General features: G+C 42.0%; 9 protein-coding genes and 1 tRNA gene. 6 read left to right on the top strand and 4 right to left on the bottom strand.

The features are described from left to right. The 3 genes from FZ952_RS07890 to ppdK form a co-directional block, all read right to left on the bottom strand. Positions 1 to 626: transposase family protein (locus FZ952_RS07890; protein WP_148881256.1), on the bottom strand; the 626-nt coding region annotated here is incomplete at its 3' end. A gap of 179 nt (positions 627 to 805) precedes the next feature. Then, on the bottom strand, positions 806 to 1,237 hold the full coding sequence (locus tag FZ952_RS07885) for a DUF6556 family protein (protein WP_148881255.1): 432 nt from the start codon (positions 1,235 to 1,237) through the stop codon (positions 806 to 808). A gap of 229 nt (positions 1,238 to 1,466) precedes the next feature. After that, positions 1,467 to 4,094 (bottom strand): pyruvate, phosphate dikinase, encoded by a 2,628-nt coding sequence (gene ppdK, locus FZ952_RS07880; RefSeq protein ID WP_148881254.1) that lies wholly within the window; start codon positions 4,092 to 4,094, stop codon positions 1,467 to 1,469. A 245-nt stretch (positions 4,095 to 4,339) separates the two neighbouring features. Between ppdK and FZ952_RS07875 the strand changes: the two genes are divergently transcribed. From FZ952_RS07875 to FZ952_RS07850, 6 genes are all read left to right on the top strand, one after another. Beyond that, entirely contained in the window at positions 4,340 to 4,969 is a 630-nt protein-coding gene (locus tag FZ952_RS07875) for a CBS domain-containing protein (RefSeq protein ID WP_148881253.1), read from the top strand. Positions 4,970 to 4,984: 15 nt separating this feature from the next. Continuing rightward, a complete protein-coding gene (locus FZ952_RS07870) occupies positions 4,985 to 5,797 on the top strand; it encodes a pyruvate, water dikinase regulatory protein (RefSeq protein ID WP_187423895.1) in 813 nt (270 codons plus the stop codon). Between the two features lie 339 nt (positions 5,798 to 6,136). Next, positions 6,137 to 7,279 carry a cysteine desulfurase family protein gene (locus FZ952_RS07865; protein ID WP_148881251.1) on the top strand — a complete coding sequence of 381 codons (1,143 nt, stop codon included), beginning with the start codon at positions 6,137 to 6,139 and terminating at the stop codon, positions 7,277 to 7,279. Between the two features lie 3 nt (positions 7,280 to 7,282). Next, positions 7,283 to 8,497 carry a tRNA uracil 4-sulfurtransferase ThiI gene (gene thiI, locus FZ952_RS07860; protein ID WP_148881250.1) on the top strand — a complete coding sequence of 405 codons (1,215 nt, stop codon included), beginning with the start codon at positions 7,283 to 7,285 and terminating at the stop codon, positions 8,495 to 8,497. A gap of 430 nt (positions 8,498 to 8,927) precedes the next feature. Then, positions 8,928 to 8,999, top strand: a tRNA-Arg gene (locus tag FZ952_RS07855). 53 nt (positions 9,000 to 9,052) lie between these two features. After that, on the top strand, positions 9,053 to 9,493 hold the full coding sequence (locus tag FZ952_RS07850; RefSeq protein WP_148881249.1) for an NUDIX hydrolase: 441 nt from the start codon (positions 9,053 to 9,055) through the stop codon (positions 9,491 to 9,493). A 23-nt stretch (positions 9,494 to 9,516) separates the two neighbouring features. On the opposite strand, the gene FZ952_RS07845 is transcribed toward FZ952_RS07850, so the two are convergent. Next, positions 9,517 to 10,503, bottom strand: a complete 987-nt coding sequence (locus FZ952_RS07845; RefSeq protein WP_062198356.1) for an L-lactate dehydrogenase — start codon at positions 10,501 to 10,503, stop codon at positions 9,517 to 9,519. Positions 10,504 to 10,544 lie beyond the last annotated feature (41 nt).

Genomic DNA, 10,544 nt, shown 5'->3' with positions numbered 1-10,544 from the left:
GTAATGACTTTAACGCCGTTTCGGACCTGTCTGGAATAGCGCAGAAAGTGATTGCGAATCGTTGCTTGGGTCCGTCCATCTAAGATAGCTACGATTTTTCTGGAATCAAAATCCTGTGCAATGAAGCTCATCTTGCCTTTCTTGAAGCTGTATTCATCCCAAGACATGTGAGTTGGAAGATAAGATAAATCTGTCTTGAATTTAAACTCTTTCAGTTTACGAATGACGGTTGACGTGGAAACTGCTAAGCTTTCAGCGATGGCCGTCATAGAGACTTTCTCGATCAATTTTTGAGCGATTTTCTGGTTGACGATGGTTGCAATTTGGTGATTCTTCTTGACCAGAGAAGTCTCAGATACAGCCATTTTTCTACAGTCTTTACAGCGGAAGCGCCGTTTTCTCAATCGAATCAGCGTTTTGTATCCCGCACATTCTAGGTAAGGAATTTTCGATTCTTTTTGGGAGTCATATTTAGCCATTTTTCCTTGGCAGTGAGGGCATTTAGGTGCGGGATAATCTAGCTTGGCGATGATGTCTTTATGTGTTCCCGAGTCCTTGTAATCTAGAATGATGATATTTTTGTCTTTAATTTCGAGTAGGTTTGTGATAAAATTTAATTGTTCCATAAGATTCTTTCTAATGATGGTTTCGTTGCTTTTCATTATAGGTCTTATGGGACTTTTTTTCTACAACAAAAGAGGCTCCATAATCCCTGCGGTGGATTTACCCACTACAGAAATTATAGAGCCAAAAAATGAAGCCAGACTGTGTGTCTTGGCTTTATTTTTAGCTTTTTAAAAGAAGGTTAGTTTGAGGCCTCAGTGTGAGCGTCCGTCGTCGTGTCTGTTGTTGCGCTTGAGCTGGCAGTCGTACCGTTGTTACTATCGGCAGCAGTAGTAGAGGCTGTATCGACCGTAGAAGAGCTCGTTTCGATTGCTGTATCACTAGCAGCACTAGATTGGTTATCTGCTGAACTAGAAGTGACAGTCTCTTTTTCGATTTCCTTAACGATGGTTGTTGTCGTTGTAGAATTACTGGTATCTGACTTAGATTTGCTGTCATTGTTGTTCAAAAGATTCATAATGGTCAGACTAGCAATGATAATCGACAAAATACTGGCGATAGTTGCGATTGTTTTTTGAAGGGCAGAAAACCCTTTTTTAATATGATGAGTAGTTGTTTTTCTACTTGGCTTTTGTTCATTTTGATGTTTATTTTTACGTGAATAGTTTTCCATTGAAAGGGAGTCTCCTTTATTTTCGATGTATGAATGGCTGAACTGTGCTAAAATTACATTTATATCAATCCAGCAATCATCCCTTACTTTTTATTATACGTCTTTTAGCTGAAAATGTCTTTAAAAAGTTTCTTATTTTACAATGAAAACGTACACAAGAAAAGAAGCCAGCCCCAAAAGTACAATGGGCGGACTTCAAGGACTGCTTCTTAGAAATAGTTAAAGAAAATTACTTTGTCTCTTCTTGCTTCAGAATATTGGCTTGTGCTACTGCGAGTCGGGCAGCTGGTACTCGATAAGGAGAGCAGGAAACGTAGTTGACGCCTATTTCTTGGAAGAATGGAATAGAATCTGGGTCACCGCCGACCTCTCCACAAATGCCAATCGTAAGGTCTGGCTTGATTTGTCTGGCTTTTTGAACAGCCAAGTTCATCAAGATTCCAACTCCCTGTCTGTCAACGCTTTGGAAAGGATCAACTGCCAGGATATTTTTATCTGTGTAAGCTGGGATAAACTTACCGATGTCATCACGGGAGAAACCATAAGTCATCTGTGTCAAATCATTGGTACCAAAGCTAAAGAAATCAGCATCTTGCGCCAACTGATCAGCAATCAGACACGCACGTGGAAGCTCAATCATAGTGCCAATATCATAAGGAAAAGGCTGGGTCTGATATTTAGTAAACAGCTGGTCAATAAAATTGACAAGATAATCCTTAATATAAGTCAGCTCTGCTTTTTCAGCAATCAAAGGAATCATAATCTCCGGCCGGATTGTCAGGCCTTCTTGCTGTAGGCGAATTGCGCTGCTGAAGATGGCCTCTACCTGCATTTTGTAGATATCAGGCTGTGTAATGCCAAGGCGGCAGCCTCGATGACCCAGCATAGGATTACTTTCCTGAAGCTGTTTGATTTGATGAGTTAGCTTAACTGGATTCTTTTGCAGAGTTTGAGCTAAGATTTGAATTTCTTGTTCTTCTTTTGGCAAGAATTCGTGCATCGGTGGATCGAGCAGCCGAATAATCATAGGTAGCTGGCCAACAGTTTGAAACATTTGGTAGAAGTCCTGTGATTGGAATTCCAGTAGTTTCTTCAGAGCAGCCTTGACTTCTAGAGGATTTTCTGCCAGTATCAGTCGCCGCATTTCAAGAATTCTTTCCTGACCAAAGAACATGTGTTCTGTCCGTGCTAATCCGATACCTTGAACACCAAATTGAATGGCTGTTTGGAGATCAGAAATGGTCTCTGCATTGGCTCGGACTTTGAGTTGGGCCACTTGATCTGCCCAAGTAAGCAGCTGCTCTAATTCTTGATCGTTTTCTACCAAGACAGTGGAAAGTTGACCTAAATAGATCATGCCGGTGCTGCCGTCAACAGACAGGATATCACCTTGCCCCAAGATAATCTCTCCGCATTGCAAGGTCTTAGCTTCCTCATCGATACGAAGGGCCTCGCAGCCTGCGACACAGCAGGTACCCATTCCTCGGGCTACCACAGCAGCGTGAGAAGTCATTCCGCCGTGACTGGTTACGATAGCTTGACTGACTATCATGCCCTCTATGTCTTCAGGCGATGTTTCGTGGCGAACGAGGATTACCTTAATTCCTGCTTCGTGCATGCGCTTGGCTTCCTTAGCAGAAAAGACGATTTGTCCGGTAGCAGCACCAGGGCTGGCTGGAAGGCCTTGAGCTAGGACAGAGGCAGTTTGCAGTTGCTCCTCGTCAAAAATAGGATGAATTAGCTGATTGATAGCTGCGGGCTGAATCCGTAGAAGAGCCGTATTTTGACTAATAATTCCTTCTTCAACCAAATCTAAAGCGATTTTGAGAGCCGCTTTGGCTGTCCGCTTACCATTTCGTGTCTGCAGAATATAGAGCATTCCTTTTTCAATAGTGAATTCGATATCCTGCATATCTTTATAATGTTCTTCCAGCTTCTGCGCATAGGACAAAAAGTCTGCATAAGCTTGTGGCATTTTCTCTTCTAGCGCTTGAATGGGTTCAGGAGTCCGAATGCCTGCCACTACATCCTCACCCTGGGCTTGAATGAGAAATTCTCCAAAAAGACCTTTCTGACCGTTGGCTGGATTTCGGGTAAAAACGACACCTGTACCGCTTTGTTGGTCGCTATTACCAAATACCATAGCCTGAACATTGACAGCTGTGCCTAAATCATCGGGTATTTGATTTAGCTCCCTGTAGACCTGAGCTCGTGGATTATTCCAGGAGCGAAAAACGGCTTTGATAGCAGTAAAGAGCTGCTCTTTAGGGCTTTGAGGAAAGGTTTGATGGTGTTCATAGTAGAGCTGCTTGTATTGATCAATCAAAGCCTGATGCTCTTCTAAGGTAAAGTCTTTCACCGACTTGCCAGCATTCTTTTCAAAAAAGAGCAGGAGCTGGTCAAAATCTTCCTTGGGGATACCATAGACTACATCAGCAAACATCTGCATCAAGCGACGGTAGCAGTTGTAGGCAAAGTCTAGATTTGTAGCTTGGGCTAGAGTTTGAGTCCGCAGGTCGTTAAGGCCTAGGTTTAGTATGGTATCCATCATACCTGGCATAGAAAATTTTGCACCGCTGCGGACCGAGACCAGTAGTAAGGCCTGATCATTGCCGCTAAAGTATTTTTGGGTTTTCTTTTCTAGTTGATCAATCGCTTCCAAAATCCCTGTTTTCAAATAAGACTCAAAAAAATATGGCTCATTCAAAAAGCGGATGCAGCTTTCGGTGGTAATAGTAAAGCCAGGTGGGACAGGCAGTCCAAGGTTCGTCATTTCGGCAAGATTGGCTCCCTTACCACCCAAGAGAGCATTCTGATTAGCATTTCCTTCTTCGAAGGAGTAAATGAATTGAGTCATATATTACCTCCAATTTATTAAATGTGAGACATATTTATTCTTCTTTACATTTTAATATACATCACATATGCTTGTCAAGGAAAAATTAACTGAAATTTAAGTTGACATCTGGGAGTATTCTGCTAAAATATTGTTTAAAGTGATGATTAATTGTGTTTAATCTTCTTATTATGAGGAATATTGTTTCTTTACACTAACAATAGGAGTAACAATTATTACCAGATTGAGTTAAGAAGGAGCTGTATGTGAAATTAAGTAAACGTCAAAAGCAACTTGTTGAGATTGTTAAGAAAGAGCAGCCAGTCAGTGGAGAAAAAATCTCTGAAATCATGGGAATTTCCAGAGCTACTTTACGTTCAGACCTGTCTTTTCTGACCTTAGTAGGGATATTAAAAGCTACACCCAAGATTGGTTATACTTATTCGGGTTCGGATTTGGAGACCTTATTTTTCTTTGATACTTTCCAAAAGAAAGTTCAGGATATTATGATCTCTCCAGTCTTAGTGTCTCAGGATACCTTTATCCAAGATGCAGTCATCACCCTTTTTATGTATGATGCAGATGTTCTCTATGTGATTGATGAAAAGAAGCTATTGCAGGGAATTGTCTCACGTAAAGACTTGCTAAGAGCAGCTCTGTCCAGCAGTATTGCGAGCACACCTGTGGCTGTCTGCATGACCCGTATGCCCCATATCAAAACCTGCTACAAGGATATGGACATTCTGGAGGCAGCGGCAATCTTGCAGGATTTTGCGATTGACTCCCTACCGGTAGTGGCAGAGGAAAATGACCGCAAGATATTGGGAACAGTGACCAAGTCGGCCCTGTTCGACTATATCATCCAAGAAGCGCGTCAAGCAGCAGTAAATAGATAGATAGGAGCAATAAACATGAAAAAAGAGATTATTGTCTATAGCGTTTCAGATTCTTTGGGCGGCACCTCGCAGAGACTCTTGTCAGCGGTCACTGCTCAATATCCCGATTTGATTTTTAACAACAGCTATCGCTTCCCTTTTGTTAGTCAAGAAGAGGAGTTGCTGGATATTCTCAAAGATGCAGTCAAGGATGATGCTCTGGTCATCAGTACCCTAGTCAATGGAAAGCTGGCAGCATTAGCAAGAGACTTCAGTCAGACCCATAACTTAGCCTATCTGGATCTTATGTATCCATTCTTTCAGTTGATTGAGCAAAAAACAGGGACTAGCCCGATTGAGGTACCGGGCACCTTGCACCGGCTAGACAGTGAGTATTTTAATAAAATATCGGCGATTGAGTTTGCAGTCAAATACGATGACGGCAAGGCTCCTCAAGGCTTTTTAGAAGCTGATTTAATCCTTTTGGGAGTGTCCCGTACGTCAAAAACTCCTCTTAGTATTTTTTTGGCTAACAAAGGCTATCGAGTGGCCAATCTGCCTCTAATTCCCCAAGTTCCCTTGCCTCAGACGTTAGATAAAGTGGACACAAAACGAATAATTGGTTTGATTTGTGAGCCTGAAAAACTAGCAAAAATCCGTAGCAACCGTCTTCATTCCCTTGGCTTGACCAACTCGACCAGCTATACCGATTTGGAAAAGATTTATCAGGAATTGGATTACTCGAAAGAAGTTTTTAAAAAATATCAGGCTCATGTCATCAATATTACCGATAAATCAATCGAAGAAACAGCTTTCTTGATTGAGGATTATATGAAAAAGTTGAAGTGAATCACATTTTTAACTAGCCTAGTTGATGAAGGAAAATAATTATGAGAATAACTATGTTGCTTTTGAGGTCGTATTTAAACAATTTTAGATATAAAGACCTTCAAATGCTTGCTATAGCTTTCTAACAAATGCTTGCTATAGCTTTCTAAAATTCGACCATAAAAATCGCTTTATCTAAATTTTAGCGGGGATTATCTATATTTCAGTATTTAATCCTATAGTTTATACAAAAAATAGAAATATTTGTTTGTTGTCTTTGTTGTATAAACTGTATCCTTTCCTTGTTCCGACTGACCTTTCATGTTACAATAGGAGTATTGAAATTTAGAGGAAAAAAAAATGATTTATTTTGACAATTCAGCAACGACCAAGCCCTATCCAGAGGTTTTGGCTACTTATACGGAAGTTGCTTCCAAAATCTGGGGCAATCCATCCAGTCTGCACAGTTTGGGCAGTCAGGCGACACGTCTCTTAGATGCGTCTCGCCGGCAAATTGCAGCGCTTTTAGGCAAGTCTTCGTCGGAGATTTTTTTTACGTCCGGAGGAACCGAAGGAGACAACTGGGTCATTAAGGGCGTTGCTTTTGAAAAAGCAGCTTATGGACGCCACATCATCGTATCAAACATTGAACATCCCGCAGTCAAGGAATCAGCCCTCTGGCTGCAGAGTCAAGGATTTGAAGTTGATTTTGCACCGGTTGACAAGGCGGGCTTTGTCGACGTAGATAAGCTAGCAGATCTGATTCGGTCGGATACGACTCTTGTCTCGGTCATGGCTGTCAATAATGAAATCGGCAGCATCCAGCCTATCCAGAAAATATCAGAACTTCTAGCAGACAAACCGACCATTTCCTTTCACGTGGACGCTGTGCAGGCTGTTGCAAAAATCCCAACCTCATCATATCTGACTGATCGCGTGGATTTCGCGACTTTTTCTAGTCATAAATTTCACGGCCTTCGGGGTGTGGGCTTTGTTTATATTAAGTCTGGTAAGAAGATCAGTCCCCTCTTGAATGGTGGCGGTCAGGAGTCAGATAAGCGTTCAACGACGGAAAATCTTGCAGGAATTGCGGCTACGGCCAAAGCTCTGCGCATGACGATGGAAAATCTTAAAAACTTTGAAAGTCGAACTTCAAAAATGAAGGCCATTATCCTAGAGGAAATGTCTCAATATCCTGATGTCACGGTCTTCTCGGGGACAAAGGATTTCGCCCCTCATATCCTAACCTTTGGTATCAAGGGGGTGCGAGGAGAAGTGATTGTCCATGCTTTTGAAGATTACGAGATTTATATCTCAACCACTAGTGCTTGCTCTTCCAAGGCCGGTAAGCCAGCAGGTACGCTGATTGCTATGGGAGTGCCGTCAAAGCTAGCAACCACAGCCGTCCGACTCAGCCTGGACGCAGACAACGATATGAGTCAGGTAGAACAATTCCTGACCACTTTTAAGATTATTTACGAAAAAACAAGAAAAGTAAGGTAAACAATGCATTATTCAGAAATTATGGTACGCTACGGTGAGCTGTCCACCAAGGGCAAGAACCGCATGCGCTTTATCAACAAACTCAAACGCAATATCCAATCAGTCTTATCAATCTATCCGCGGGTTCATGTCAAGGCTGACCGTGACCGCACTCATATCTATCTGCAAGGAACCGACTATCAGCCAGTCGCCGAATCGCTTAAGCAGATTTTTGGGATTCAGAATTTCTCGCCATCTTATAGGGTTAAAAAGTCTGTACCAGCCTTGATTAAAGCTGTTCAAACCATCATGAAGCAAGTCTATCAGGAAGGGATGACCTTTAAGATTACCAGCAAGCGCAGTGACCACAGCTTTGATTTGGATAGCCGCGAGCTTAACCAGACACTTGGGGATGCTGTTTTTGAGGTCATTCCCAATGTTCAGGTCAAGATGAAAGCGCCAGATATTGAACTGCGCGTCGAGATCCGAGAAGAAGCAGCCTATATCTCTTATGAGACGATTCGTGGTGCTGGAGGCCTGCCAGTCGGCACTTCAGGAAAGGGTATGCTCATGCTGTCAGGGGGGATTGACTCACCGGTAGCAGGCTATCTAGCTCTCAAGCGGGGTGTAGATATTGAGGCAGTTCATTTTGCCAGTCCGCCTTACACCAGTCCAGGTGCTTTGAAAAAAGCTCAGGATTTGACACGGAAACTGACCAAGTTTGGCGGTAATATTAAGTTTATCGAAGTGCCTTTTACAGAGATTCAAGAGGAAATCAAAGCCAAGGCTCCAGAAGCCTATCTCATGACACTGACCCGTCGCTTTATGATGCGTATTACAGACCGGATTCGGGAGGAGCGGGGCGCTCAAGTCATTATCAACGGAGAAAGTCTTGGTCAGGTGGCAAGTCAAACGATTGAGAGTATGCAGGCTATCAACGCTGTGACCAATACACCGGTTATCCGTCCAGTCGTGACGATGGATAAACTAGAAATCATTGAGATTGCTGAAAAAATCGATACTTTCCAAATCTCTATCCAGCCTTTTGAAGATTGCTGTACTATTTTTGCGCCGGACCGGCCTAAAACCAATCCGAAAATCAAGAATGCCGAGAAGTACGAAGCTTACCTAGATGTTGAAGGTTTGGTTGAGCGCGCAGTCGCAGGTATCATGATTACAGAAATCACACCACAAGCTGAGGCGGATGAAGTGGATGAGTTGATTGAGGGATTATTGTAGAATATTCTAGCTGTCTCCAGGCAGCTTTTTATAATTTTCATAAATAATCAATTTCATGTCTCTTTCTCACAATTAGATTGACCAATCACTTAAGGTTTATAAAACATATGGTAGACTGGTTTTATGACGGATAGAATAAGACTAGCTGTTTTTTGTATGGAAATGAAAATTAGGAAAAGACGAACATTTCAGTCCTAACAAGCGAGTTGCTAAAAAGTCCTTGTAATATTGAAAGCCTATGTAGCGGAATATCCAGATGCTTTTCTTAGAGAAATCGGGGAGCATTTCTATTTTAGTACATTTTATGTTTGGACTGCTTTAAAACAAACTAGTCTCACTTCAAGAAAACTTTTACAAACGTAAATTTTATGCTAGAATTATCCATTTTGACTTGTATTTTCTCTAGAAATTAGTTATAATAATTAAGTTACCACCCTTAGTGTAATGGATATCACGCAAGATTCCGGTTCTTGAGATGGGAGTTCGATTCTCTCAGGGTGGATAGATTATTTTACGCAAGGCTCCAGTTGATTGGAGCCTTTTTTGGAGGTCAGTATGCCGGTTAAACTAATTGCCCATAGTTTGATTCGCAAAAACGGAACATTTCTTTTGATTAAACGAAGCAAGATTAAAAGGGGGAGGCCGAATGTTTTTCCGAATTATTGGGATATTCCTGGTGGAGGGGTAAAAAACGGAGAGCTATCTAGAGATGGAGCTATTCGCGAAGCCTTGGAAGAAGTGAATCAGCAGATTGCAATTTTGAAGGTGATTCATGAAGATAGCCATTATGATGAGGAGAAGGAGACGGTCTACACACGAATCGTGTATGAGTCTGAAATCATGGACGAGAGAGAAATTATCCTAGATCCAGAAGAACATGTAGATTATCGCTGGATAACTTCACTTTCTGAAATAGAGGGACAGTTAGGAGTCCCTTATTTGCAATCTATTTTTGAAGAATATAAAATTCAAGACACCAAAAAACAGCTTTCCTAGTTAAAGGAGAGCTGTTTTTAGGATTAGTTTTTAGATGCTGCTTGGAATTCTGGATTCTTCCATGCTTCGTCAATGATTGCTTGCAATTCTTTAGCAGATGCTTGCATTTTTTGAGTTTCTGCATCGTTCAATGGGATGTTTACTGGACGTACGATACCATGGGCACCAACGATAGCTGGTTGACCGATAAAGACATTATCAACCCCATATTGGCCTTCTTGGAAGACAGAAAGTGGAAGAACTGCATTTTCATCGTCAAGGATAGCTCGAGTGATACGAGCAAGGGCTACAGCAATACCATAGTAAGTTGCACCTTTTTTGTTGATGATAGAGTATGCAGCATCACGAACGGAGATGAAAAGTTCTACAAGGTCAGCTTCGTTCAAATGACGATTTGCCTGCAACCATTGTTCCAATTTAACACCGGCAACGTTAGCGTGTGACCATACAGCGAACTCAGAGTCACCATGCTCACCCATGATGTAGGCATGGACTGAACGTGCATCAACACCGATTTTAGCAGCCAAAGCTTGACGGAAACGAGCTGAGTCAAGTGAAGTACCTGAACCGATGACACGTTCTTTAGGGAAACCTGAGAATTTCCATGTAGAGTATGTCAAGACGTCAACTGGGTTAGCTGCCACAAGAAAGATACCATCGAAACCTGAAGCAACAACTTGTTCAACGATTGATTTGTTGATGGCAAGGTTCTTACCTACAAGGTCAAGACGTGTTTCACCTGGTTTTTGAGGGGCACCTGCAGTGATGACTACAAGATCAGCATCCGCACAGTCTTCGTATTTAGCTGCATAGATTTTTTTAGGTGAAGTAAAAGCAAGCGCGTGGCTAAGGTCTTCTGCGTCACCAACAGCTTTGTCAAACAATTGAGGGATTTCGATAATACCCAATTCTTGAGCGATACCTTGGTTAACGAGAGCAAATGCGTAAGATGAACCTACGGCACCGTCACCAACAAGGATGACTTTTTTATGTTGTTTAGTAGCAGTCATTTCTAAACATCTCCTTATTTTTTTTAGGGATTTTCTCCCAG

It is taken from the genome of Streptococcus sp. Marseille-P7376, from assembly GCF_902460385.1.
In the GTDB taxonomy this organism is placed as follows: Bacteria; Bacillota; Bacilli; order Lactobacillales; family Streptococcaceae; genus Streptococcus; species Streptococcus sinensis.
This window is presented reverse-complemented; position numbering and strand designations above follow the sequence as displayed.

Excerpts from the sequence above, each read along its gene's own strand:
- FZ952_RS07885 (WP_148881255.1), bottom strand. The coding sequence starts at position 1,237 with ATGGAAAACTATTCACGTAAAAATAAACATCAAAATGAACAAAAGCCA.
- ppdK (WP_148881254.1), bottom strand. The coding sequence starts at position 4,094 with ATGACTCAATTCATTTACTCCTTCGAAGAAGGAAATGCTAATCAGAAT.
- FZ952_RS07870 (WP_187423895.1), top strand. The coding sequence starts at position 4,985 with ATGAAAAAAGAGATTATTGTCTATAGCGTTTCAGATTCTTTGGGCGGC.
- FZ952_RS07865 (WP_148881251.1), top strand. The coding sequence starts at position 6,137 with ATGATTTATTTTGACAATTCAGCAACGACCAAGCCCTATCCAGAGGTT.
- thiI (WP_148881250.1), top strand. The coding sequence starts at position 7,283 with ATGCATTATTCAGAAATTATGGTACGCTACGGTGAGCTGTCCACCAAG.
- FZ952_RS07850 (WP_148881249.1), top strand. The coding sequence starts at position 9,053 with ATGCCGGTTAAACTAATTGCCCATAGTTTGATTCGCAAAAACGGAACA.
- FZ952_RS07845 (WP_062198356.1), bottom strand. The coding sequence starts at position 10,503 with ATGACTGCTACTAAACAACATAAAAAAGTCATCCTTGTTGGTGACGGT.